Raw genomic sequence first — 25,847 nt, 5'->3', positions numbered from 1 at the left:
TATACTATATAAGAAAGAGAGGTACGCAACATGGAAACGTACGATACCTATTCTCCGGAATATTTGCGCTATTTGGAACTCCTGTCCAAGGAGTACCCCACTCAGGCGGCGACGTTCACGGAAATCATCAATCTGCAGGCCATCGTCAACTTGCCGAAAGGGACGGAACACTTCATGAGTGACCTGCACGGCGAATACGAAGCCTTCTACCACATCCTCAACAACTGCTCCGGTGTCATCCGCGAAAAAGTGGAAATGATCTTTTCTGACAAGATGAGCAAGGCCGAACAGGATGATTTGCTGACCCTTATCTATTACCCGAAAGAAAAGCTGAACATGCTCTACCGCGAAGGCAAGGTCACGGACGACTGGGCCCGTACGACGTTGGAACGGATGATTGACCTGGCCAAGCTCTTGTCCTCGAAGTATACGCGGTCGAAAGTCCGTAAAGCCATGCCGGAAGTCTTCCGCTTCGTCATCGATGAATTATTGCATGCCCAGCCGGATGAAGATCAGAATCAGCTGGTCTACCACATGAAAATTCTTGATACCATCTTGGAAACGGGCAGTACGCGCCAGTTCATTTACGCCCTGGCAGCCCTCATCAAACGGCTCGCTGTCGACCATCTGCATATCATCGGCGATATCTACGACCGCGGTGCCCATGCGGATAAAATCATGGATACGCTCATGCATCACCATTCCCTGGACATCCAGTGGGGCAACCATGACGTCCTCTGGATGGGGGCAGCTGCCGGCAACGCAGCCTGCATCGCCAATGTCCTGCGCAATAACATCCGTTACCATAATATGGAAATATTAGAAAGCGGGTATGGCATCAGCCTGCGCCCCTTTGCCCTCTTTGCCCTGGAAACGTATAAACAGGACGATGGTATCGAACCGATGGTCAAAGCCATCAACGTCATCGTCTCTAAACTGGAAGGGCAGACGATTTACCGTCATCCCGACTATAACATGGACGACCGCCTGCTGTTCCACAAGATAGACTGGGAAAAAGGCGTCATCACCCTCGATGGCAAGACCTATGAATTGAAGACCAAAGATTTCCCGACGGTCAACCCCAAGGATCCGTATACCCTGTCGCCGGAAGAGCACCAGCTCATGAACGACATCCAGGCCGAATTTACGGAAAGCGAACGCCTTCAGCGCCACATCCGCTTCCTCTACAGCCATGGCTCGTTATACCGCTGCATGAATAATAACCTCTTGTTCCACGGCGGCCTGCCTCTCAATGAAGACGGCAGTTTCAAGGAAATCTATCTCGAAGGCAAGCCCTATAAGGGCAAAGCCTTCATGGACAAAGCGGAACACCTCATCCGCCGGGCTTATGACCAGCGCGATACGGACAGCCTGGATTATATGTGGTATCTCTGGTGCGGTTCTGATTCGCCCGTATCCGGCCGCGTCGTCAAAACCTTTGAACGGAGCTATATCATCGACGAAGATACGTGGAAAGAACCGCAGAATGCCTACTACCGCCTGAACCGCGATAAGGAAGAATGCATCAAGATACTCCATGAATTCGGCATCGATTCGCCCCAGGGCCATATCATCAACGGCCATACGCCGGTCAAGGTCAAGAAAGGCGAAAGCCCTATCCGGGCGGAAGGCAAGGAAATCTGCATCGACGGCGGCTTCTGCAAGGCCTATCAGGGTTCTACGGGCATTGCCGGTTATACGCTCATCTTCAATTCTCACGGCATCCGCATCAAATCCCACTATCCTTTTGAAGATGTCTACCAGGCATTGATGAACAACGTCGATATCGACTCCGAATCGACACAGGTCGAACTGGAACCGAAGCGCGTCATGATCGGCGATACGGACAATGGCAAGAAACTCCTCCAGATGATCCACGACCTGAAGGCTCTCCTGGAAGCCTACCGCCAGGGCGTCATCCTCGAACGCCGCCCGAATCCGTAGTAGGGCCGTCCCAAAGGGCGGCCCGCCAAAACCCGTAGGGGCCCGTCCCAAAGGGCGGCCCGCCTAATCAAAGGAGGAACTATGAAACGAGAATCGTTAAGCGGTCTATTACTCATTGCCTGTGCGATACTTGCCATGGCTATCTCTAATTCTCCCTTCGGTCCCGTTTATGAATACTGGCTCCAGGCCCCGCTGCCGGCAGGGACGCACCTGTCTCTGCTGCACTGGATCAACGACGCCGTCATGGCTCTGTTTTTCTTCGTCGTCGGTGCTGAAGTGAAGCGGGAATTCCTCTATGGAGAACTGAAATCCCGGTCGGCCGCCATGCTGCCCATGGCGGCGGCCTTAGGCGGCATGCTCGTGCCGGCTGCGATTTATGGCCTGTGCAATGCCGGCTTGCCTACAGCCGGCGGCTGGGGCATCCCGATGGCGACGGATATCGCCTTTTCCCTGGGCGTCCTGTCCCTGGCAGCCCCCAAGGCGCCGCGCAGCCTGGTCGTCTTTTTGACGGCCCTGGCCATCGTCGATGATCTCGGCGGCATCGTCGTCATCGCCGTCTTTTATGCTGGCGCCCTCAACGTTCCGGCCCTGGCCGGCGGCCTCATCGTCTGGCTGCTGATGCTGGCCGCCTGCCGCAGGAATTGGCAATCAGCCTGGCTCTATGCCGCCGGCGGGGTGCTCATCTGGCTGGCCTTCTTCTTCGGCGGCATCCATCCGACCATGGCCGGTGTCCTGACGGGCTTCGCCATGCCGGCCGTGCCCGGGAAGGATGGGAGACAGGGCCTGCTGCTGCGGGCGGAACACGCTTTGACACCGGTATCGGCTTTTATCATCATGCCTGTCTTTGCCCTGGCTAATGCCGGCATCCGCCTTGACCTGAGCGGTCTGGCTGGCCTGGCATCGGCGCCGGGACTGGGCGTCCTGGCCGGCCTCGTCTTGGGCAAACCCATCGGCATCGGCTTGGCCGTCTGGCTGCTGACAGCCATGAAAAAGGCGTCCCTGCCAGCGGGTTTGACGATGAGACACTTCTGGGCCGTCGGCCTCCTGGCCGGCATCGGCTTTACCATGTCCCTGTTCATCGCCGGTCTGGCCTTTCCCGACAGCCCCGTCCTGATGACGGCCAAGACGGCCATCATCGCCGCATCCCTCATAGCGGCCATCCTCGGCGGCTTCATCGTGAATCGCGTAAGCCGATAGCTTTCCTGTAATTATCGATAGTAGGGGCTCGCACGTGGCGAGTCCGCTAAGGATATTGGGGGAAAGCCGCAGTTCGCCGGCAGCAGGCGCCTTTGGTGCGGGGCCGACCTTTAACCTCTCAGATCGCCTTCGTCGGCCAGCTCCCCTATGAAGGGAGCCTTAGGCGGCCCGCTGCGAATAGTCGGCCATACACCAAGCGGGCTAATGTGGCATGGTTTTGCGGCTAGCTGCCAGCGACCTGCGACCGGCGCGTCCTATAAAGGGCGCCCACGACCTGCGACGAACGACTACCTTTAAATTTAAATCCATCTGCTAACAACTAGCCACTAGCCACTAACAACTTAAAGGCTTGGCGTTGTGCGACAAGCCTTTACGCACATTGACGTAACACGTTCATATCGTTATAATGGAGAGTAACTTATCATTTTTTTATACAAAAGGAGCGAATTCGATGAATATCATTGATGAATTGTCTTGGCGCGGTGCCGTCAATCAAATGACAGATGAAGAAGGGTTGCGTAAGCTGACGGAAGAAAAGAGCATTTCCCTCTATTGCGGTGTCGACCCGACGGGCGACAGCATGCATATCGGCCACTTGATCCCGTTCATGATGCTCAAACGCTTTGCCAATGCCGGCCATCATCCGTATGTCGTCATCGGCGGCGGTACAGGTGCCATCGGCGACCCGAGCGGCCGCAAGACGGAACGCCAGCTCCAGACCCTCGATAAAATCAAGGCCAATGCCGAAAAATTGAAGGCCCAGTTCATGCATCTCTTCGGCGATTCGGAAAACATCACTTTCGTCAACAACTATGACTGGCTCAGCCAGATTAGCCTCCTCGATTTCCTCCGCGATTACGGCAAATTGTTCAGCGTCAACATCATGCTCAGCAAGGAAGTTGTCGCCAGCCGTCTGGAAGCAGGTATTTCCTTTACGGAATTTTCCTACCAGATCCTCCAGTCCATCGACTTTGAACATCTCTTTTCCCATAACGACGTCCAGCTGCAGATCGGCGGCGCCGATCAGTGGGGCAACATCACAGCCGGTATCGACACGATCCGCAAGATGCACGGCAGCGATGCCAAAGCCTATGGCCTGACCATTCCTCTTATGCTGAAATCGGACGGCACCAAGTTCGGCAAGACCGCCGGCGGCGCTGTTTGGCTCGACCCGGAAAAGACGTCGCCCTTTGAATTCTACCAGTTCTGGCTCAACCAGGACGATGCGGATGTCGTCAAATACTTGAAATACTTTACCTTCCTCAGCAAGGAAGAAATCGATGCCCTGGCTGAATCGGTCGAAAAAGAACCGGAAAAACGATTGGCCCAGCGCCGCCTGGCTGAAGAAGTCACGACCTTCGTCCACAGCCCGGAAGCTTTGAAGGAAGCCCAGAATATCACCGAAGCCCTGTACCACGGCAGCATTGCTGACCTGTCGGAAAGCGAATTGGAACAGGCCTTTGGCAAGATGCCGACCGTTGATGTTTCCAACGAAGACAAGGACGTCGTCAACTGGCTCGTCGATTCCCAGATTTACAAATCGAAACGCCAGGCCCGTGAAGACATCACCCACGGTGCGGTTACCATCAATGGCGTCAAAGTCACATCCCTCGACGAAATCGTCAAACCCCATAAGAACTCCAACGGCAAGTTCGTCATCGTCCGCAAAGGGAAGAAGAAGTATACCCTGGCCCGTGTTCATCAGTAAGGATAAAATTTAGAAAATTGTTAAAATAAAATATTGACAGAAACGTTTCGCTATGCTATAATAACTCATTGCAAAATATTCAATTGATATTATGAGATACATGGAGGAAGCGCTTCCGGTGAGCAAAAAATTAAGCAAGGTTCAAATCGTCTGAGAGCCTTGCTTTTTTGTCGCTTTACACGGCGCTGTACAACGCTATCATAATGATTTACTTTTTATAAGGGGTGAAGAATCAGCATGTTCAAACCTGTACAAGTAGGGAAAAGGACTCGATACACGTATGCTAAGATTAACGAGGTCTTGAAAATGCCTCATTTGTTGGATTTACAGAATAAATCCTACGAATGGTTCCTGGAAAAGGGACTGAAAGATATCTTCAAAGACATTTCTCCCATCGAAGATGCATCGGGTAACCTGTCTTTATCCTTCGAGGATTTCAAATTAGGGGAACCGAAGTACGACATTCGTGAATGTAAGGAACGCGATACGACATACGCCGCACCGCTCCGCGTCCAGATCCGTCTTGTCAACCACGAAACAGGTGAAATCAAGGACCAGGAAGTATTCATGGGTGATTTCCCACTGATTACCGATACAGGTACCTTCATTATCAATGGGGCAGAACGCGTTATCGTCAGCCAGCTCGTCCGTTCTCCGGGCGTCTACTATGGCCGCGAAATCGACCCGATGGGCATCCGCCTGTACAATTCGACGGTCATCCCGAACCGCGGGGCCTGGATCGAATTGGAAACAGACGCCAACGACATCGTCTACGCCCGTATCGACCGTAACCGCAAGATTCCCGTCACGGTCCTCATCCGTGCTCTGGGCTGGTCGTCGAATGCCGACATCCTCGAACTCTTCTTCGACGATAAGCGCCTGAAGGCTACGTTTGAAAAAGATACGACGGAAAACCAGGACGAAGCCCTCGTTGAAATCTATAAGAAACTCCGCCCCGGTGAACCGCCGACAGTCGAAAGTGCCCGCAATCTCTTTGAAGGCCTCTTCTTCGACCCGCGCCGTTATGATATGGCCCGCGTTGGCCGTTACAAAGCCGGCAAGAAACTCGGCTGGGAACGCCGCCTCTTCGGCCTGACTCTGCACGAACCGATCGTCAACCCCGAAACAGGGGAAGTCATCGTCGATGCTCATACGGAAATCGGCTCGGCTGAAGTCGAAAAGATCCGCGAAAGCGGTGTCTTCCATCGTGAAATCGCTGACGGTGCGCCTGCTGGTGACGGCGGCGGCCTCGTCGAAGCTTTCGTCGAAAAGCCGGACGGCTCGGTCTATAAGATCATTTGCAACAACAGCGACCTTCCTTATGACCACCGCACCATTACCCGCGAAGACATCATCGCCCACATCAGCTATCTCCTCAACCTCATGGACGGCTTCGGAACCGTCGACGACATCGACCATTTGGGCAACCGCCGCCTGCGCTGCGTCGGCGAACTCCTGCAGAACCAGTTCCGCATCGGCCTGACCCGTATGGAACGTGTCGTCCGTGAACGCATGACCATCCAGGATGCCGAAAGCATTACGCCCCAGGTCCTGATCAACATCCGTCCTGTCGTCGCTGCCATCAAAGAATTCTTTGGTTCCAGCCAGTTGTCCCAGTTTATGGACCAGACCAACCCGCTGGCAGAAATCACGCACAAACGCCGTCTGAGCGCCCTCGGCCCTGGCGGTTTGTCCCGTGAACGCGCAGGGTTCGAAGTCCGCGACGTCCATCATTCCCACTACGGCCGCATGTGCCCGGTAGAAACGCCTGAAGGCCCGAACATCGGCTTGATTTCGTCCCTGGCCTGCTTCGGGAAAGTCAACGAATTTGGCTTCATCGAAGCTCCGTACCGCCGCGTCGATAAAGAAACGGGCGTCGTCACGGAAGAAGTCCACTACATCACAGCTGATGAAGAAGAACAGTATGTCATCGCCCAGGCTAACGAACCGTTGACCGAAGACGGCCACTTCGTCCACGAACGTGTTGCCTGCCGTCACGGTGAAGATACCCGTGAATTCCGGGCTGACCGCGTCGACTTCATGGACGTATCGCCTAAGGAAGTTGTCTCCGTCGGTACATCCATGATCCCCTTCCTGGAAAACGATGATGCCAACCGTGCCCTCATGGGTGCGAACATGCAGCGCCAGGCTGTACCTTTGCTGCGTACCCAGGCTCCGCTCGTCGGCACCGGCATGGAATACAAGACGGCTTGTGACTCCGGCGTCTGCGTCCTGGCTAAACACAGCGGCGTCGTATCCCGCGTTACGGGCGACACCATCCAGGTCCGTACGGATTCCGGTTCTGTCGATACCTATAAACTCATCAAATTCGTCCGTTCCAACCAGAGTACCTGCATCAACCAGCGCCCCTTGGTCTATAAGAATGAAAAAGTCACGGAAGGCCAGGTACTGGCTGACGGCATGGCTACGGATGGCGGCGAATTAGCGCTTGGTTACAACATCCTCGTAGCATACATGCCTTGGGAAGGCTACAACTACGAAGACGCTGTTCTCCTCAGTGAAGAACTTCCGAAGAACGACCTCTATACATCCATCCATATCGAAGAATACGAATGTGATGCCCGCGATACGAAACTGGGCTCGGAAGAAATTACCCGTGAAATCCCCAACGTCAGCGAAGAAAGCACGAAGAACCTCGATGAAAATGGCATCATCATGATCGGTGCCGACGTCTTCCCGGGCGACGTCCTGGTCGGCAAAGTCACGCCGAAGGGCGAAACGGAACTGACTCCGGAAGAACGCCTCCTGCGCGCTATCTTCGGCGACAAGGAACGCGAAGTCCGCGATACGTCGCTCCGCGTACCTCATGGCGAATCGGGGAAAGTCGTCAATGTCCGCATCTTCTCCCGTGAAAACAACGACGAACTGCCGCCTGGCGTCAACCGCCTGGTCCGCGTCTATATCGCCCAGAAACGTAAGATCCACGAAGGCGACAAGATGTCCGGCCGTCACGGCAACAAGGGTGTCGTTTCCCGCGTCATGCGTCAGGAAGATATGCCGTTCCTGCCTGATGGCACGCCGGTACAGATCGTCCTGAACCCCTTGGGCGTACCGTCTCGTATGAATATCGGGCAGATTCTGGAAACCCACCTTGGCTGGGCTGTCCACGAACTGGGCAAACAGATCAAGGAAATGGATCCGGGCCTGGAAGAAAAACTGCGGGCTGCCGGTTACGATTTCGATAAATACGGCATGCCGAAACCGGACGTTGCCGGTATCCACATTGCAACACCGGTCTTCGACGGCGCTCAGGCTGAAGACGTCTTTGAAGCCCTGAAGATCGCAGGCCTGCCGGAAGACGGTAAATCCGTCCTCTATGATGGCCGCACCGGGGAACCGATGGACCGCCGTGTCACTGTCGGTTATACATACTTCCTCAAACTGCATCACCTCGTCGACGACAAGATCCATGCTCGTTCGACAGGCCCGTACTCCCTGGTCACGCAGCAGCCGCTCGGTGGTAAAGCCCAGTTCGGCGGCCAGCGTTTCGGCGAAATGGAAGTTTGGGCTCTGGAAGCGTATGGCGCAGCCTATACCCTCCAGGAAATGCTGACTGTTAAGTCTGACGATGTCGTCGGCCGTGTCAAGGCTTACGAAAAGATCGTCAAAGGTGAAAATATTCCTGAACCGGGCGTACCGGAATCGTTCAAGGTCCTCCTCAAAGAACTCCAGGCTATCGGCCTCGATGTCCAGATCCTGAACGAAGACGGGGAAGAAGTCGTCATCAAGGAACTCGATGATGACGATGAAACGGAACCGGAACAGACAGATGAACTCCGCCGCGTCATGGAAGGTGACAATGGTCCGGAAGCTCCGGCCGCACCGGCTGACAATGCTCCTGCCGAAGGAGAAGACGGAGAATCTCAGGAACCTGTCGCCAATGGCAACGAAGATGACGTCATGAGTGCCATGAGCCTCGACGCTGTCGTCGAAGCTGAACAGGCTGACGATGATGATACTAATGAAGATGATGAATAACGAGTCGATAGAAGGGAGCGGTATTAGTGCTTGATGTGAATGAATTCGATTCCATGCGGATCGGCCTTGCTTCGCCGGAAAAGATTCTCGAATGGTCTCACGGGGAAGTCAAGAAACCAGAAACGATCAATTACCGTACATTGAAACCGGAACGGGATGGGTTGTTCTGCGAACGCATTTTTGGGCCTACAAAGGACTGGGAATGTCACTGCGGTAAATATAAACGTATCCGGTATAAAGGTGTCGTCTGCGACCGCTGCGGCGTCGAAGTCACGCGCGCCAAGGTTCGTCGTGAACGGATGGGCCATATTAAATTGGCTACCCCTGTATCTCATATTTGGTATTTTAAAGGCATCCCCAGCCGGATGGGCCTGATCCTCGATATTTCTCCCCGTTCGCTGGAAAAAGTCTTGTACTTCGCCTCGTACATCGTCCTCGATCCGGGCGATACGCCGCTCACGAAGCAGCAGCTGATGACGGAAACGGAATATCGTCAGTATCTGGATATGTACGGCGATAAATTCCGCGTCGGCATGGGTGCTGCAGCTATCAAGGAACTGCTGCAAGGCCTGGACCTGGACCAGCTGGACAAACAGCTCCGTGATGAACTCCGCGATTCGTCGGGCCAGCGCCGCGTCCGCGCCATCCGCCGGCTGGAAGTCGTCGAAGCTTTCCGCCACTCCGGCAATAAACCGGAATGGATGATCATGGATGTCATCCCGGTCATCCCGCCGGAACTGCGCCCGATGGTACAGCTCGACGGCGGCCGCTTCGCTACGTCCGACCTGAACGATCTCTATCGCCGGGTCATCAACCGTAATAACCGCCTGAGCCGCCTCCTGGAACTGGGCGCACCGGACATCATCGTCCGCAACGAAAAACGTATGCTCCAGGAAGCCGTCGACGCCCTCATCGATAACGGCCGCCGCGGCCGTCCGGTCACAGGCCCGGGCAACCGTCCCTTGAAATCCCTGTCGGATATGCTGAAAGGGAAACAGGGCCGTTTCCGTCAGAACTTGCTCGGTAAACGTGTCGACTACTCCGGCCGTTCGGTTATCGTCGTCGGACCGGAAATGAAGATGCACCAGTGCGGCCTGCCGAAAGAAATGGCCCTGGAACTCTTCAAGCCTTTCGTCATGAAGAAACTTGTCGAAAAAGGCATTGCTACGAATATCAAGAACGCCAAGAAGAAAGTCGAACGCGTTAACAGTGAAGTATGGGACGTCCTGGAAGACGTCATCAAGGAACATCCGGTTCTCTTGAACCGTGCCCCGACACTGCATCGTCTGGGGATCCAGGCATTCGAACCGATCCTTTGGGAAGGCCGTGCTATCAAACTGCATCCGCTGGTCTGCACCGCTTTCAACGCCGACTTCGACGGTGACCAGATGGCCTGCCATCTGCCCCTTTCCGTAGAAGCACAGTCCGAAGCCCGTACGCTCATGCTTTCGTCGCATAACATCCTGGCTCCAAAAGATGGTAAACCAGTTGCCGTCCCGACACAGGACATGGTCCTCGGTGCTTATTACCTGACCCTGGTCAAACCGGCTGCCAAAGGCGAAGGCAAGATCTTCTCCAACTACGATGAAGTCATGCTCGCTTACGATGCCAAAGTCATCGACATCGAAGCCCTGATCAAGGTCCGCATCCCTGGTCACGGCCTCATCGAAACGACGGCAGGTAAACTGCTCTATAACTATCAGATTTATGAACCACTGCGCCTCTTCCATACCGATAAGGTCATGGTCTTCACGGACCCGAAAGATACGGTCTTCGCCTATGAAAACGGTGTCATCGACTGGTCCCACTTCGTCAAGATCAAAGACGAAAACGGCCATATCCATGACTATGGGTTCTCGCAGTTGAAAGAAAAATTCGGTGTCGACCTGACCGCTACGCGTCCCTTGCCGAAACGTAAAATCGACGCAGCCGCTGTGGCCGAATTCAAAAAAGGTAAAGAATATGTTGACGTCAATTGCCTGGGCGTCCTCATGAACAAGAAACAGATCGGCAAACTCGTCGATGCCTGCTTCCACCTCGTCGGCAATACCAAGACGGCAGAACTCCTGGATAAGATTAAGGCCATCGGTTACCATTACGCCCGTCAGGCCGGTATGTCCATCGCTATTTCGGACATTCAGATTCCGGAAGAAAAATGGGATATCCTCAACGAAGCCGACAAGAAAGTCCAGAATGCTTATGCTATGTACCAGCGCGGCTTGATTACGGAAGAAGAACGTTATAACAAGAGTGTCGAAATCTGGAAACAAGCTACAGAAGACGTTACGGATGTCATGATGGATAACATGGACCCGTTCAACTCGATCTTCATGATGGCTGACTCCGGCGCTCGAGGCAGCCGTGACCAGATTCGCCAGGTTGCCGGTATGCGTGGCTTGATGGCTGACCCGTCGGGCCGTATCATCGACTTGCCGATCAAAGCAAACTTCCGTGAAGGCCTGTCCGTACTGGACTACTTCACTTCATCCCACGGCGCCCGTAAAGGCTTGGCCGATACGGCACTGCGTACAGCTGACTCGGGTTATCTGACCCGCCGCCTCGTCGACGTTTCCCAGGACGTCATTGTCCGCGAAGACGACTGCGACGTATTCGGCATCGACCTCGTCCGCGAACGCGCCCGTCTGGCAAGCTCGTGCCGTCAGGCTGTCAACCTCCTGCGCGACAAACTCATCGGCCGCGTCCTGGCCCGCGATGTAGCTGATCCGGAAACTGGCGATATCGTCTTCCCGGCAGAACATCTCCTGACCAACGACGATATGGATACCGTCATCGAACACCAGATTCCCAAGCTCTACCTCCGCGGCAGCCAGATGGATATCAACGATGACCTGAACCACACCAACGTCATCGAAACGGTTTCCCTCGGCGCACCGGAAGAAGGCTTCCGCGCAGCTATCCGCAAATCCATGGCGGAAAATATGCTCGGCAAGACCGTTGAAAAGGCCGTCATCGATTCCAACGGCATTGAAATCTGCGCTAAAGGCACGCCGCTTACGGAAGATGCCATCGACCGCATCCTCAACAGTGATGTCGATGAAGTCAAGGTCCGCAACAACGACATCCGCGGCGTCGAAGTCACGGCTATCGTCGAAGACAGCGGCAACGGCGTCATCGAATCGCTGGAAGAACGCATCGAAGGCCGTACGGCTGCCGAAACCCTGGTCAATCCGGAAACGGGTGAAGTCATCGTGGCCCTCAACGAAGAAATCATGGCCGACCAGGCTAAAGAAATTGCAAAATACTATGATAAAGTCCGGATCCGCAGCGTCCTCACCTGCCGCAGCCGTTATGGTGTCTGCGCCAAGTGCTATGGCCGCGACCTCGGTACGGGCGGCAAGGTAAACGTCGGCGAATCGGTCGGCACCATCGCTGCCCAGTCCATCGGCGAACCGGGCACACAGCTGACCATGCGTACCTTCCATACGGGCGGTGTTGCAACGGCCGGCGATATTACCCAGGGTCTTCCTCGTGTCGAAGAATTGTTTGAAGCCCGTAAGCCGAAGGGCAATGCTATCGTCACGGAAATCAGCGGGACCGTATCGATTACGGAAAAAGAAGACCACCACGATATCAACATCGTCCACGTTACTTCCAAGGACGGCGAAGAACGGAGTTACACCATTCCGTTCGGTTCGCACCTCGTCGTACATGAAGGCGATGTCATCGAAAAGGGCAGCCGTATCACGGCTGGCTCCATCAACCCCCACGACATCCTGCGTATCCTGGGTGTCGAAGCTACCCAGCGGTACCTCGTATACGAAGTACAGAAGGTATACAAATCCCAGGGTGTTGGTATCAACGATAAGCACATCGAAGTCATCGTACGCCAGATGCTGCGCAAGATGAAGATCGAAGACGCTGGCGATGCCGATGTATTGCCGGGCGATTATATCGACGTCAATATCTTTGAAGATATGAACAAGCGTATCGAAAGCAACGGCGGCAAGCCGGCTATCGGCAAACCGATGCTCCTCGGTATCACTAAGGCCGCACTGGCAACGGATTCCTTCCTGTCGGCTGCATCCTTCCAGGAAACGACACGTGTCCTGACCGATGCCGCTATCAAAGGCAAGATCGACCCGCTCCTGGGCCTCAAAGAAAACGTCATCATCGGTAAACTCATCCCGGCAGGTACGGGCATGAGCCGCTACCGTAAGATCAAGGTCGTAAAGACCGTCCCGTCTATCAGCTATGAAGACGAAGAAGGCAACCCCGTAGACGCACCGGAAGGTGCCGATACGACACCGGAAGCCGGACATTAAGAGAGTGAAAACAGGCTGTCGCATTGCGGCAGCCTGTTTTTGCGTTGTTAGTGGTTCGTAGGGGCTCGCACGTGGCGAGCCCGTTTTGCATATGTGGGACGGTTAGTGGTTCGTAGGGGCTCGCACGTGGCGAGCCCGTTTTGCATATGTGGGACGGTTAGTGGTTCGTAGGGGCTCGCACGTGGCGAGCCCGTTTTGCATATGTGGGAAGGTTCGTGGTTTGTAGGGGCTCGCACGTGGCGAGCCCGTTTTGCATATGTGGGAAGGTTCATGGACAGTAAGGCCGCGCCTTATTTTATTGCCTGGCTGCGATTTCGTAGTCCCGGCTCTCCTGGTAGGAGAGCTGTCAGCGCAGCTGACTGAGAGGTTAACCTCTCCGGCCCTTCGGGCCACCTCTCCTATGAGGCGAGGCTTTGGTGCCCACCTTACCGTAACCGTAATCCCCTCAGGAATCAAGCGGGTCGCCCTTGGGGACGGCTCCTACGCCTTGCGGTTCACGAACCACGAGTCACAAGCCACGAGCCACGAACCACGAGTCACGAGCCACGAACCACGAGTCACGAACCACGAGTCACGAACCACGAGCCACGAGCCACGAGCCACGAGCCACGAATCACTAGGACACGTGTAATAAAAGATGTACTGATTACGCAGTTTTTACCAAAAAACTCATTGACATATAATAAGCGTGATGATAAAATATCTAAGTGTCGCAATGAAAGCATTGCGTCTAAATTGCAAGACGTAAGGAGTGAGGTTTCGTGAGCTTGGAACTAGCTGCCAGTGTCCGCAAGACCGTGGGCGCGAAGCAAACCCTGAAAGCAATGAAACGAAACGAAGTCACACAACTGTACATCGCCAATGATTGCGATGAACAGGTCGTAGCGCCGCTGATTGCAGAAGCCGAAGGCGCTCACATCCCTGTCGACCGCACGTATACCATGACGGAGCTGGGCATGGCCTGCCACATCAAGGTAAAAGCTGCAGCCGTCGGCTTGTTAAAATAATTTTCGGTAACATCATCTCATGAGCTCTGCTCGTTGATGATTACATTATAAATCTAATTGTTTGGAGAGGAGGTGCCCAAATGCCAACAATCAGCCAATTGGTTCGTAAAGGACGTCAGGTCGCCGTCACAAAATCGACAGCACCGGCTTTGAAAAACTGCCCGCAGAAACGCGGTGTTTGCACTCGTGTGTACACAGCTACCCCGAAAAAACCTAACTCTGCTCTGCGTAAAGTTGCCCGTGTTCGCTTGACGAACTCCATCGAAGTAACTGCTTATATTCCCGGCATTGGTCACAATTTACAGGAACACAGTGTTGTATTAATCAGAGGCGGTCGTGTCAAAGACCTTCCTGGTGTACGTTATCACATCGTCCGCGGTGCCTTGGATACAGCTGGCGTAGCAGATCGTCAGCAGTCCCGTTCTAAATACGGCGCTAAGAAGGGCAAATAAGATTTGCCATTTAAGATGAACCAGATGACTTACATAGCATAGAGGAGGAATTAGACATGCCAAGAAAAGGCCCCGTGCCGAAGCGTGATGTGCTGCCGGATCCGGTGTACCATTCCAAATTGGTAACGCGCTTCATCAACAAAGTTATGTTGGACGGCAAAAAAGGTGTCGCTGAAACCATCGTTTATGATGCTTTCGACATCATCCGTTCTAAAATGAATAAAGATCCTTTGGAAGTATTCGAACAGGCTCTCAACAACGTTATGCCTGTCCTGGAAGTCCGTGCCCGCCGCGTCGGTGGTGCTAACTACCAGGTTCCTGTCGAAGTACGTGCAGACCGTCGCCTGTCCCTCGGTATCCGCTGGACTGTCGGCTATGCCCGTAAACGCGGCGAACGTACGATGAAAGAAAAGCTCGCTGGCGAATTGATGGACGCCTTCAACAACACAGGCGCTGCTATCAAGAAAAAGGAAGATACTCATAAAATGGCTGAAGCTAACAAAGCTTTCGCACATTATCGTTGGTAATTTACGATATTTATTATTTTTTGAGGAGTGGAAAAAACCGTGCCAAGAGAATTTTCTTTGGAAAAAACGAGAAATATTGGCATCATGGCTCACATCGATGCTGGTAAAACCACGACAACAGAACGTATCCTGTTCTACACCGGCCGCGTCCACAAGATCGGCGAAGTTCATGATGGCGCTGCTACCATGGACTGGATGGCTCAGGAACAGGAACGTGGTATCACCATCACGTCGGCTGCTACGACAGCTCACTGGAAAGGATACCGCATCAACATCATCGATACTCCGGGGCACGTTGACTTCACCGTTGAAGTTGAACGCTCGCTGCGCGTACTCGACGGCTCTGTTGCTGTTTTCTCCGCAAAGGGCGGCGTAGAACCGCAGTCGGAAACGGTATGGCGTCAGGCTGAACATTATCATGTTCCCCGTATCGCATTCGTCAACAAGATGGATACGACCGGTGCTGACTTCCTGAACGTTGTCGACATGATGAAAGATCGTCTCCAGGCGAATGCCGTTGCCATTCAGCTCCCGATTGGTGCTGAAGCAACCTTCCGCGGCATCATCGACCTCATTACCATGAAAGCAGAAGTCTATGACGATGCTCTCGGTAAAGAAATCGAAGTTGTCGACATCCCGGAAGACGAATTAGAAGAAGCTAAGAAATATCATGACATCATGGTTGAAGCTGTTTGCGATACCGATGAAGACCTCATGATGAAATACCTCGAAGGTGAAGAAATCACCATCGACGAATTGAAAGCAGCTATCCGTAAAGGCGTCTGCACGAACAAATTGTTCCCGGTCCTCTGCGGTTCTGCTTACAAGAACAAAGGGATCCAGATGCTCCTCGACGCTGTCGTCGACTACATGCCGAGCCCGTTGGATATTCCTCCGGTCAAAGGCACCAACCCCGACACAGACGAAGAAGAAACCCGTGAAGCTGATGACAATGCACCGTTCTCCGCATTGGCCTTCAAGATCATGGCTGACCCCTTTGTCGGCAAACTGGCATTCTTCCGCATTTACTCCGGTACGTTACAGGCCGGCACCTACGTCTACAACTCGACAAAAGGTAAAAAAGAACGCGTTGGCCGTATCCTCCGGATGCACGCTAACCACCGTGAAGAAGTCCAGGAAGCCTACACGGGCGACATCGGCGGTATCGTCGGCCTGAAAGATACGACCACAGGCGATACACTGTGCGATGAAAAACACCCGATCATCCTCGAAAAGATGGAATTCCCGGATCCGGTTATTTCCGTAGCCGTTGAACCGAAGACCAAAGCTGACCAGGAAAAAATGGGCATTGCCTTGGCTCGTCTGGCTGAAGAAGACCCGACGTTCAAAGTCAAGACCGATGCTGAAACCGGCCAGACCATCATCTCCGGTATGGGCGAACTCCATTTGGATATCATCGTCGACCGCATGTCCCGCGAATTCAAAGTAGACTGCAACGTCGGCAAACCGCAGGTTGCTTACCGCGAAACCATCCGCAAAGATGTCAAGTCTCGTGGTTTCTTCAAGCGTCAGTCCGGCGGCCGTGGTCAGTATGGTGACTGCTGGCTCGAACTCATTCCGCAGGAACAGGGCAAAGGCTACGAATTTGAAAACAAAGTCGTTGGCGGCGCTATTCCTAAGGAATACATCGGCTCCGTTGAAGCCGGTGTCAAAGAAGCAATGGAAACAGGCGTTTTGGCTGGTTTCCCGATGGTCGATATCAAAGTCGTCGTATACGACGGTTCTTACCATGAAGTCGACTCCTCGGAAATGGCCTTCAAGATCGCTGGCTCTATGGGCTTCAAAGAAGGTGCCCGCAAGGCAGACCCGGTTCTCCTCGAACCGTACACGAAAGTCGAAGTTGTCGTTCCTGAAGAATACATGGGCGACGTCATCGGCGACCTCAACTCCCGCCGTGGTCGTGTCGAAGGTATGGAAATGCGCTCCGGTGCAGAACATATCAACGCATTCGTACCGCTGGCAGAAATGTTTGGCTATGCAACGGATTTGCGTTCCCGTACGCAGGGCCGTGGCGTTTATACGATGACATTCGACCACTACGAAGAAGTTCCGAAGAACGTAGCCGAAAAAGTCATCAGCGAAAAAGGCTAATATAATTTAACTCACACTGGAGGAACAGCAAATGGCTAAAGAACATTACGAAAGAACCAAACCGCATGTTAACATTGGCACGATCGGTCACGTCGACCACGGCAAAACTACTTTGACAGCTGCCATCACCAAAGTTTTGGCTGAAAAAGGCTATGCTAAATTCGAAGACTATGCTGATATCGACAAAGCTCCGGAAGAACGTGAACGTGGTATCACAATCAACACGGCACACGTTGAATATGAAACAGACAAACGTCATTATGCACACGTTGACTGCCCGGGGCATGCTGACTATGTCAAGAACATGATCACCGGTGCTGCTCAGATGGACGGCGCTATCCTCGTCGTTTCCGCTGCTGACGGCCCGATGCCCCAGACTCGTGAACACATCCTCTTGGCCCGCCAGGTTGGTGTACCGGCTATCGTCGTATACCTCAACAAAGCTGACCAGGTTGATGATCCGGAACTCATCGAACTCGTTGAAATGGAAGTTCGTGATCTCCTCAGCTCCTACGATTTCCCCGGCGACGAAGTTCCTATCGTAGTTGGCTCTGCTCTCAAAGCCCTCGAAGGCGACGAAAGCGAAATCGGCAAACAGTCCATCCTCAAATTGATGGATGCTGTTGACGAATACATCCCGACTCCGCAGCGCCCGACGGACCAGCCGTTCCTCATGCCTGTCGAAGACGTCTTCACCATCACAGGCCGCGGCACTGTTGCTACAGGCCGTGTTGAACGTGGCGAACTCAAAGTTGGCGACGCAGTTGAAATCGTCGGCCTCGCTGACGAACCGAAAGATACGGTTGTTACGGGCGTTGAAATGTTCCGTAAGATCCTCGACCGTGCTGAAGCAGGCGACAACATCGGCGCTCTTCTCCGCGGTATCGACCGTAAAGAAATCGAACGCGGCCAGGTTCTCGCTAAACCGGGTACCATTCATCCGCACACGAAATTCAAAGCTCAGGTTTACGTTTTGACCAAAGACGAAGGCGGCCGTCATACTCCGTTCTTCAACGGCTATCGTCCGCAGTTCTACTTCCGTACAACGGACGTAACTGGCGTCATCACTCTTCCGGAAGGCACTGAAATGTGCATGCCTGGCGATAACGTCAAGATGGAAGTTGAACTCATCACTCCGATCGCTATCGAAGCCGGCCTCCGCTTCGCTATCCGCGAAGGCGGCCGTACAGTAGGCGCTGGCGTCGTTTCCGAAATCGAAGGCTAAGAATTACATAAAGTCGTTGGCAGTTGGCTGTTCGCAGTCCGCTGTTCGCAAAGGGGCTGTCGCATATGCGACAGCCTCTTTTTTTGCATACATTTAAGCCTCGCCTTATAGGAGAGGTGGCCCGAAGGGCCGGAGAGGTTGGTTGGCCGTTCGCAGACCGCAGTTCGCAATTCGCAAAACCATGCCACATTGGCCCGTTAGGTATATGATCATTCTTCACAGCGGGTCACCATTGCCCTTTGGGCTACCCGCTTGACTCCTGAGGGGATTACGGTTACGGTAACGTGGGCGCCAAAGCCTCGCCTTATAGGAGAGGTGGCCCGAAGGGCCGGAGAGGTTAACCTCTCAGTCAGCTGCGCTGACAGCTCTCCTAGCAGGAGAGCCGGGCCACTAGCCACTAGCCACTAGCCACTAGCCACGGCCTGCGGACTGCGACCTGCGGGCGCCCCACGTGGGGCTGTCGCACAAAGGGGGATGTCATCCGCTAGCCACTAGCCACTAGCTACTAACAACTTAAAGGACTTGTCGTCATGCGACAAGTCCTTTAGCATGATGCAACGACATGGGACCCATGTCAAATTAGTTCTATTATTTCTCAAAAACATAGAAAATTCCTTGCATGATGCGCCTTTTTGTAGTAAACTAAGTAAGTACGCGACAACAGGGTAATACCCTCTACGGCGCGCTAAACTATGATATAAGATGTTGCCCGCCTTGCGGGGAAACTCTTATGGAGCAGTCTATTCAAGGAAATAGACGTTAGGAGGAATTAAGTAATGGCAAAACAGGAAAGAATTCGTATTCGCCTCAAAGCTTACGATCACAAAACGCTTGATCAGAGCGCGGCGAAAATCGTCGACACGGCGAAACGTACCGGTGCTATGGTATCCGGACCGATTCCGCTTCCGACAGAAAAGAACATCTTCACGATTCTTCGTTCTCCCCATGTCAACAAAGACTCTCGTGAACAGTTCGAACTCCGTACGCACAAACGCTTGATCGACATTCTCGAAGCATCCAACAAGACCGTTGATGCCTTGACAAGACTCGATCTGCCGGCAGGCGTAGACATCGAAATCAAATTATAGGAGGAGGTGCGATTATGTCTAAAGCTATTTTGGGTAAAAAATTAGGTATGACTCAGGTCTTTACTGAAGAAGGCGCAGTCGTCCCTGTAACCGTCGTCGAAGCTTCCCCGAACGTAGTTGTACGTGTCAAGACCGTTGATACGGACGGATACAACTCCATTCAGCTCGGCTATGGTGAAATCAAAGAAAAACATCTGACAAAACCCGTTAAGGGTCAATTCGACAAAGCAGGCGTTGCTCCTGTTAAGTATCTTCGCGAATTCCGTTTGACAGATACGCCGGAATATACGGTGGGCCAAACTCTGGCAGCTGATATTTTCGCAAGCGGCGATCTCGTCGACGTAATTGGCACCAGCAAGGGTAAAGGTTTTGCAGGTACCATCAAACGTCACGGTTTCCACCGCGGACCGATGGGTCACGGCTCCAAATCTCATCGTGAACCCGGTTCTCTCGGACCTATGACCAGTGGTGGCGGCGGTAAAGTCGTCAAAGGTAAAAAACTTCCTGGACAAATGGGTGGCAATCAGGCAACCGTTCTTCATCTCTCCATCGTCAAAGTCGACATGGACAAGAACCTGATCCTGGTTAAAGGTGGTATCCCGGGCGCCAAAGGCAGCCTCGTCATGATTCGCGATACTGTAAAACCCCGCTAATAGTTGTCTACAGGAAGGAGGATAAAATATAATGCCAAAAGTAAGCACGTATAATATTACCGGCGCACAGACCGGTGAAATCGAATTGAACGATAGCGTATTTGGCGTTGAAGTGAACGAAGCCGTTATGCGTCAGGCCGTTCTCCGTCAGCTCGCCAACCAGCGCTTGGGCACACATTCCACCAAAACTCGCGGCGTCGTTCGCGGTGGTGGCAGAAAGCCTTGGAAACAAAAAGGAACCGGCCGGGCCCGTGTAGGCAGCAGCCGCAGCCCGTTGTGGGTTGGTGGCGGCACCATCTGGGGTCCCCATCCGCGCTCTTACGCACAGAAAATGCCGCGTAAAGCTCGTCGTCTCGCCGTTAAATCCGCTTTGAGCGATAAAGTTAATACTAACGAATTGTTCGTCCTTGACGAAATCAATCTCGCAGCTCCGAAGACGAAAGAAGTCGTCGCACTCATCAACAACTTCAAATTCGCTGGTGAAAAAGTCCTTTTCATCACCGACAACGATGAAGTCGTAGAACGCTGCGCACGCAACATCAAAGGCGTTAAAGCCATTTCCACTACTGGCGTCAACATCTTTGACCTGCTCCACTACACGAAATTGTTCGTTACGAAGAGCGCTGTAGCTAAGATTGAGGAGGTGCTCGCATAATGAACATGCATGATCTCTTGCTGAAACCGGTCATCACTGAAAAAACAACGATGATGATGTCTGATGGCAAATACACATTCAAAGTACCGCTCCGTGCTAATAAAGTTGAAATCCGTAAAGCTGTTGAAGCCGTTTTCGGCGTCAAAGTTAAAAGCGTAGCAACACTTCGCACGATGGGCAAATTCAAGCGCATGGGCAAATACATCGGCAAGCGCCCGGATTACAAGAAAGCCATCGTAACCCTTCAGGAAGGCGAAACCATCGAATTCTTCGAAGGAGCTTAAGGAATTAACGAATAAGGAGGAGGCACTACAATGGCCATTAAATCATTTAAACCGTACTCCGCTAGCCGCCGTTTCATGACTGTTTCGACATTCGAAGAAATCACGGCGTCTAAACCGGAAAAATCCTTATTGGCTAAAGTAACCAATAAGGGCGGTCGTAATAACAGCGGCCGTATGACTGTCCGCCATCAGGGCGGTGGTCACAAACGCCGTTATCGTTTGATCGACTTCAAACGTATTAAAGATAACATCCCGGCAAAAGTTGCGACGATCGAATACGATCCGAACCGCTCTGCTAACATCGCTCTTCTGTTCTACGCAGATGGCGAAAAGAAATATATCATCGCTCCGAACGGCCTTAAAGTTGGCGACGTCGTCTACAGCGGCCCGGAATCGGATATCAAAGTCGGCAACGCATTGCCGCTCCAGAATATCCCCCTCGGCACGCTCGTACACAACGTTGAACTGAAAATCGGCAAAGGCGGCCAGATGGTCCGTTCTGCTGGTGAATCGGCTCAGCTCATGGCTAAAGAAGGCAACTATGCACTGCTCCGCCTTCCGTCCGGCGAACTTCGTCAGGTACACGTACGCTGCCGCGCTACGATCGGCGTAGTCAGCAATACGGATTATGAAAACATTACCATCGGTAAAGCCGGCCGTTCCCGTTGGAAGGGCATCCGTCCGGGCAACCGCGGTGTTGTCATGAACCCGTGCGATCATCCGCATGGCGGCGGCGAAGGTAAAGCTCCTGTTGGTCGTAAACGTCCGGTTACTCCTTGGGGTAAACCTGCTTATGGCGTTAAGACTCGCGACGCTAAGAAAGCTTCCAATAAATTCATTGTGAAGAGACGTAAATAAGTGTTGAGGAAAGGAGATAACTAAGTGTCCAGATCCATTAAAAAGGGCCCATTCGTAGCACACCATCTCTTGAAGAAAATCGACGCTATGAACGAAGCCAACGAAAAGAAAGTAATCAAAACCTGGTCCCGTGCTTCGATGATCCTGCCGAGCTTCGTCGGCCACACCATCGCTGTTCACGACGGCCGTAAACATGTACCTGTCTATATCACGGAAGATATGGTAGGTCATAAATTAGGCGAATTCGCACCGACTCGTACGTTCAAGGGTCATGCTAAAGCCGAAAAAGTAACTAAATAAGGGGGTAACATAAATGGCAGTAAAAGCTGTTACGAAACACATTCGCATTGCTCCCCGTAAAATTCGGATTGTTGCTGACTTGGTTCGGGGCAAAAACGTCGGCGAAGCTTTCGCTATCTTGAAATTCACTCCGAAAGTGGGTTCCCGTGTAGTTGAAAAAACTTTGCGCAGTGCCGTTGCTAATGCGGAACATAACAATGATATGGACGTTGCAAAATTGTTCATTTCTGAAATCTTTGTTGACCAGGATTCCACGATGAAACGTATTCATCCGCGCAGCCGTGGACAGGCCTTCAAAATTCTCAAACATTCCAGTCATTTGACGGTTGTTGTTGACGAAAAAGCATAAGGAGGGAAATGGAGTGGGTCAGAAAGTTAATGCCCATGGATTCCGCGTCGGCGTTTCCAAACCTTGGGACGCAAAATGGTATGCAGAAAAAGATTACGCTGCACTTTTGAATGAAGACGTCAAGATCCGTGAATTCTTAAAGAAACAGTTATACATCGCAGGTGTTTCCCGTATCGAAATCGAACGCTCTGCAAAACGTATCAAATTGATTATCCATACCGCAAAACCGGGCATGGTCATCGGCCGTGGCGGTGCAGGTATCGAAGATATTAAAAAAGCGTTGAAAGCCTTCACCACTAAGACTGTCGACGTAAACATCGCAGAAATCAAACAGGCCGAAATGGATGCAACCCTGGTTGCTGAAAACGTTGCCGGTCAGCTCGAACGCCGTATCGGCTTCCGCCGCGCTATGAAACAGTGCGTTGGCCGTACCATGCGTATGGGCGCTAAAGGTATCAAAATCATGTGCTCCGGCCGTCTTGGCGGTGCTGAAATCGCTCGCAGCGAAAGCCTTCGCGACGGTTCCATCCCCTTGCACACGCTCCGCGCTGACATCGACTATGGCTTCGCTGAAGCTCATACGACATACGGCTGCATCGGCGTAAAATGCTGGATTTACAAAGGTGAAATCCTCCCGGAAGCTAAGAAAGCTCCGAAGAAACGCGAAGGGAGTGAAGCATAATGTTAATTCCAAAACGTGTTAAATATCGTAAACAGTTCCGTGGCCGCATGAAAGGCCAGGCACATCGTGGTAATAAAGTAGCTCATGGCGATTTCGGTCTCGTCGCTCTCGAACCGTCGTGGATCACGAACCGTCAGATCGAAGCAGCCCGTATCGCTATGACCCGTTATATCAAACGTGGTGGTAAAGTCTGGATCAAAATCTTCCCGGACAAACCGATCACGGCTAAACCGGCTGGTACTCGTATGGGTTCCGGGAAAGGCGCTCCTGAATACTGGGTTGCCGTTGCAAAACCGGGCCGCGTACTCTTTGAAATGGGCGGTGTAAGCGAAGAAATTGCTCGTGAAGCAATGCGTCTTGCCGGCCATAAGCTGCCGATTAAAACGAAGTTTGTTGTTAAAGGTCAGGAATTAGGTGGTGAATAAAATGAAGGTTAAAGAAATCCGTGCGCTGAGCGCTGCCGAAATGGATGAAAAAGTGGTTAGCCTGAAAGAAGAATTGTTTAACCTCCGTTTTCAACATGCGACCGGCCAATTAGAAAATCCAATGCGTATCCGCGAAGTCAAAAAGACGATCGCTCGCATCAAAACGGTACAGCGTGAAGCAGAACTGAAAGCGCAGGCGTAAGAAACGTCCATAATTGGAATCTAAAAGGAGGTCACAAGCACAGATGGAAAGAAATGAACGGAAAATCCGCGTAGGTAAAGTTGTCAGCGATAAAATGGATAAAACCGTTGTCGTTGCTGTAGAATATAAAACACAGCACAAGCTGTACAAAAAACCGATTATCTCGACGGTAAAATTCAAAGCCCACGATGAAAACAACGAATGCCATGTTGGCGACGTAGTCCGCATCGAAGAAACTCGTCCGCTGTCCAAACAGAAACACTGGAGAGTAGTGACAATCGTAGAAAAAGCTAAATAAGCTTCATTAATTAGGAGGTTAAGCCATGATTCAGCAAGAAACTGTGTTGAATGTTGCCGATAACACTGGCGCCAAGAAAATCTTGTGCATCCAGGTCATGGGTGGCTCGTATCGTAAATATGGCAACATTGGTGATATCATTACCGCATCTGTTAAAGATGCATCACCCGGTGGCGTTGTCAAGAAAGGCGACGTAGTCAAAGCTGTTATCGTTCGTTCTAAGAAAGGTTTGCGCCGTGCAGACGGTTCCTATATCCGTTTCGACGAAAACGCAGCTGTCGTAATCAATAATGATAAAAGCCCGAAAGGTACTCGTATTTTTGGGCCCGTTGCCAGAGAATTGCGTGAAAAAGATTTCATGAAGATCATCTCCCTGGCTCCGGAAGTATTATAAGGAGGAGGTGTTCTCAATGGGTAAAATGCACGTTAAAACAGGCGATACGGTCATCGTCATCGCTGGTAAAGAAAAAGGCAAAAAAGGCAAGGTCATCGCAACGTATCCGAAAAAAGACCGTGTCGTAGTTGAAGGCCTTAACCTGGTTAAGCGCCACACGAAACCGAGTCAGAACAATCCTCAAGGCGGCATTATCACCAAGGAAGCAGCAATCCACGTTTCCAACGTAATGCTCGTAGATCCTGAAAGCGGCAAACCGACTCGTGTCAAAATGGTCCAGCAGGCCGATGGCACCAAAGTCCGTACAGCCGTAAAGAGCGGTAAAGCTATCTAATAAGAAGGGAGGCCCTTGAGAGTGTCCAGATTAAAAGACAAATACCTTTCCGAAGTCGTAAAAGGCTTGCAGGAAAAATACAATTATAAAAACGTAATGCAGATTCCGAAGGTTACCAAAGTTGTTATCAACATGGCCGTTGGCGAAGCTGTTACCAACTCCAAAGCTTTGGACGCTGCTGTCAATGATATGACCATCATTTCCGGTCAGAAACCGATCATCACGAAAGCCAAGAAATCCATCGCAGCTTTCAAAATCCGTGAAGGCATGAACCTCGGCTGCAAAGTTACCCTGCGCGGCGAACGGATGTATGAATTCCTCGATAAACTGATGAACTTGACACTGCCCCGCGTCCGTGACTTCCACGGCGTCAGTGCTACCGGTTTCGACGGCCGCGGCAACTATACCCTCGGCCTGAAAGAACAGCTTATCTTCCCGGAAATCGAATACGATAAGGTTGATAAAGCACGCGGCATGGACATCACCATCGTTACGACAGCTACGACCGACGAAGAAGGCCGTGACATGCTGAAAATGATGGGCATGCCTTTTGAAAAGTAATAGAGGAGGATAACATACATGGCAAAGAAATCGATGCTCGAACGTGAAAAGAAACGTGAAAAAATGGTTGCCAAATACGCTAAGCTCCGCGCTGAACTCAAAGCAAAAGGCGACTATGAAGCACTTTCTCAGCTGCCGGCCAACGCATCTCCGGTTCGTCTGCACAACCGTTGCAAAGTAACCGGCCGTCCTCACGGTTATATGCGTAAATTCGGCATCTGCCGCATCACATTCCGTGAACTGGCTTACAAAGGTCAGATCCCTGGCGTTAAAAAAGCCAGCTGGTAACACGTATTCCATGGAGGGAGGT

The 25,847-nt window shown here is 52.3% G+C and carries 25 protein-coding genes; all 25 read left to right on the top strand.

Translation table 11 applies throughout. The features are described from left to right. The first annotated feature begins 30 nt into the window (after positions 1-30). The 25 genes from ACE418_RS04165 to rpsN all read left to right on the top strand — a co-directional run bounded on the left by ACE418_RS04165 (position 31) and on the right by rpsN (position 25,825). Complete coding sequence (locus tag ACE418_RS04165; protein ID WP_416449434.1) at positions 31-1,944, top strand: fructose-1,6-bisphosphatase; 1,914 nt, start codon at positions 31-33, stop codon at positions 1,942-1,944. An 81-nt stretch (positions 1,945-2,025) separates the two neighbouring features. Next, positions 2,026-3,141 (top strand): Na+/H+ antiporter NhaA, encoded by a 1,116-nt coding sequence (gene nhaA / locus ACE418_RS04160; RefSeq protein ID WP_416449433.1) that lies wholly within the window; start codon positions 2,026-2,028, stop codon positions 3,139-3,141. Positions 3,142-3,592: 451 nt separating this feature from the next. Further along, the gene (gene tyrS, locus ACE418_RS04155) at positions 3,593-4,849 is read left to right on the top strand and encodes a tyrosine--tRNA ligase (RefSeq protein ID WP_292281787.1); all 1,257 of its coding nucleotides are present in this window, start codon (positions 3,593-3,595) and stop codon (positions 4,847-4,849) included. A 237-nt stretch (positions 4,850-5,086) separates the two neighbouring features. Next, positions 5,087-8,848 carry a DNA-directed RNA polymerase subunit beta gene (gene rpoB / locus ACE418_RS04150; protein WP_416449432.1) on the top strand — a complete coding sequence of 1,254 codons (3,762 nt, stop codon included), beginning with the start codon at positions 5,087-5,089 and terminating at the stop codon, positions 8,846-8,848. A gap of 26 nt (positions 8,849-8,874) precedes the next feature. Then, on the top strand, positions 8,875-13,131 hold the full coding sequence (gene rpoC / locus ACE418_RS04145) for a DNA-directed RNA polymerase subunit beta' (RefSeq protein WP_416449431.1): 4,257 nt from the start codon (positions 8,875-8,877) through the stop codon (positions 13,129-13,131). A gap of 761 nt (positions 13,132-13,892) precedes the next feature. Continuing rightward, entirely contained in the window at positions 13,893-14,138 is a 246-nt protein-coding gene (locus tag ACE418_RS04140; RefSeq protein ID WP_293986058.1) for a L7Ae/L30e/S12e/Gadd45 family ribosomal protein, read from the top strand. 80 nt (positions 14,139-14,218) lie between these two features. Next, a complete protein-coding gene (rpsL, locus tag ACE418_RS04135) occupies positions 14,219-14,590 on the top strand; it encodes a 30S ribosomal protein S12 (RefSeq protein WP_014015730.1) in 372 nt (123 codons plus the stop codon). Positions 14,591-14,646: 56 nt separating this feature from the next. Further along, positions 14,647-15,117, top strand: coding sequence for a 30S ribosomal protein S7 (rpsG, locus tag ACE418_RS04130; RefSeq protein ID WP_014015731.1), 471 nt, complete (start codon positions 14,647-14,649; stop codon positions 15,115-15,117). A gap of 39 nt (positions 15,118-15,156) precedes the next feature. After that, positions 15,157-17,229 (top strand): elongation factor G, encoded by a 2,073-nt coding sequence (gene fusA, locus ACE418_RS04125; RefSeq protein WP_298588499.1) that lies wholly within the window; start codon positions 15,157-15,159, stop codon positions 17,227-17,229. 31 nt (positions 17,230-17,260) lie between these two features. Beyond that, on the top strand, positions 17,261-18,454 hold the full coding sequence (gene tuf / locus ACE418_RS04120) for an elongation factor Tu (RefSeq protein ID WP_416449430.1): 1,194 nt from the start codon (positions 17,261-17,263) through the stop codon (positions 18,452-18,454). A gap of 776 nt (positions 18,455-19,230) precedes the next feature. Beyond that, complete coding sequence (gene rpsJ, locus ACE418_RS04115; RefSeq protein WP_014015734.1) at positions 19,231-19,542, top strand: 30S ribosomal protein S10; 312 nt, start codon at positions 19,231-19,233, stop codon at positions 19,540-19,542. A 14-nt stretch (positions 19,543-19,556) separates the two neighbouring features. Continuing rightward, positions 19,557-20,195 (top strand): 50S ribosomal protein L3, encoded by a 639-nt coding sequence (gene rplC, locus ACE418_RS04110; protein ID WP_014015735.1) that lies wholly within the window; start codon positions 19,557-19,559, stop codon positions 20,193-20,195. Positions 20,196-20,226: 31 nt separating this feature from the next. Beyond that, positions 20,227-20,850 carry a 50S ribosomal protein L4 gene (gene rplD / locus ACE418_RS04105; protein WP_226885140.1) on the top strand — a complete coding sequence of 208 codons (624 nt, stop codon included), beginning with the start codon at positions 20,227-20,229 and terminating at the stop codon, positions 20,848-20,850. Continuing rightward, a complete protein-coding gene (gene rplW, locus ACE418_RS04100; protein ID WP_014015737.1) occupies positions 20,850-21,134 on the top strand; it encodes a 50S ribosomal protein L23 in 285 nt (94 codons plus the stop codon). Before rplD ends, rplW begins: the two co-directional genes overlap by 1 nt. A gap of 30 nt (positions 21,135-21,164) precedes the next feature. Then, positions 21,165-21,992: a 50S ribosomal protein L2 gene (gene rplB / locus ACE418_RS04095; RefSeq protein WP_020310054.1), complete on the top strand. Its 828-nt coding sequence runs from the start codon at positions 21,165-21,167 to the stop codon at positions 21,990-21,992. Between the two features lie 24 nt (positions 21,993-22,016). Further along, entirely contained in the window at positions 22,017-22,292 is a 276-nt protein-coding gene (gene rpsS, locus ACE418_RS04090; RefSeq protein ID WP_014015739.1) for a 30S ribosomal protein S19, read from the top strand. Between the two features lie 13 nt (positions 22,293-22,305). After that, entirely contained in the window at positions 22,306-22,641 is a 336-nt protein-coding gene (rplV, locus tag ACE418_RS04085) for a 50S ribosomal protein L22 (RefSeq protein ID WP_014015740.1), read from the top strand. Positions 22,642-22,654: 13 nt separating this feature from the next. After that, positions 22,655-23,323 carry a 30S ribosomal protein S3 gene (rpsC, locus tag ACE418_RS04080; protein WP_014015741.1) on the top strand — a complete coding sequence of 223 codons (669 nt, stop codon included), beginning with the start codon at positions 22,655-22,657 and terminating at the stop codon, positions 23,321-23,323. Continuing rightward, positions 23,323-23,748 (top strand): 50S ribosomal protein L16, encoded by a 426-nt coding sequence (gene rplP, locus ACE418_RS04075; RefSeq protein WP_020310052.1) that lies wholly within the window; start codon positions 23,323-23,325, stop codon positions 23,746-23,748. The genes rpsC and rplP overlap by 1 nt, the downstream gene beginning before the upstream one ends. 1 nt (position 23,749) lies before the next feature. Further along, positions 23,750-23,950 carry a 50S ribosomal protein L29 gene (gene rpmC / locus ACE418_RS04070; RefSeq protein ID WP_014015743.1) on the top strand — a complete coding sequence of 67 codons (201 nt, stop codon included), beginning with the start codon at positions 23,750-23,752 and terminating at the stop codon, positions 23,948-23,950. Between the two features lie 43 nt (positions 23,951-23,993). Continuing rightward, complete coding sequence (gene rpsQ / locus ACE418_RS04065) at positions 23,994-24,248, top strand: 30S ribosomal protein S17 (RefSeq protein WP_014015744.1); 255 nt, start codon at positions 23,994-23,996, stop codon at positions 24,246-24,248. Between the two features lie 25 nt (positions 24,249-24,273). Beyond that, complete coding sequence (gene rplN, locus ACE418_RS04060; protein WP_014015745.1) at positions 24,274-24,642, top strand: 50S ribosomal protein L14; 369 nt, start codon at positions 24,274-24,276, stop codon at positions 24,640-24,642. Between the two features lie 16 nt (positions 24,643-24,658). Next, the gene (rplX, locus tag ACE418_RS04055) at positions 24,659-24,976 is read left to right on the top strand and encodes a 50S ribosomal protein L24 (RefSeq protein WP_014015746.1); all 318 of its coding nucleotides are present in this window, start codon (positions 24,659-24,661) and stop codon (positions 24,974-24,976) included. A gap of 21 nt (positions 24,977-24,997) precedes the next feature. Then, on the top strand, positions 24,998-25,537 hold the full coding sequence (gene rplE, locus ACE418_RS04050; protein ID WP_014015747.1) for a 50S ribosomal protein L5: 540 nt from the start codon (positions 24,998-25,000) through the stop codon (positions 25,535-25,537). 18 nt (positions 25,538-25,555) lie between these two features. Then, the gene (rpsN, locus tag ACE418_RS04045; RefSeq protein WP_014015748.1) at positions 25,556-25,825 is read left to right on the top strand and encodes a 30S ribosomal protein S14; all 270 of its coding nucleotides are present in this window, start codon (positions 25,556-25,558) and stop codon (positions 25,823-25,825) included. The last annotated feature ends 22 nt before the right edge of the window (positions 25,826-25,847 follow it).

The sequence above is a fragment of the Megasphaera jansseni genome, assembly GCF_047974155.1.
In the GTDB taxonomy this organism is placed as follows: Bacteria; Bacillota; Negativicutes; order Veillonellales; family Megasphaeraceae; genus Megasphaera.
This window is presented reverse-complemented; position numbering and strand designations above follow the sequence as displayed.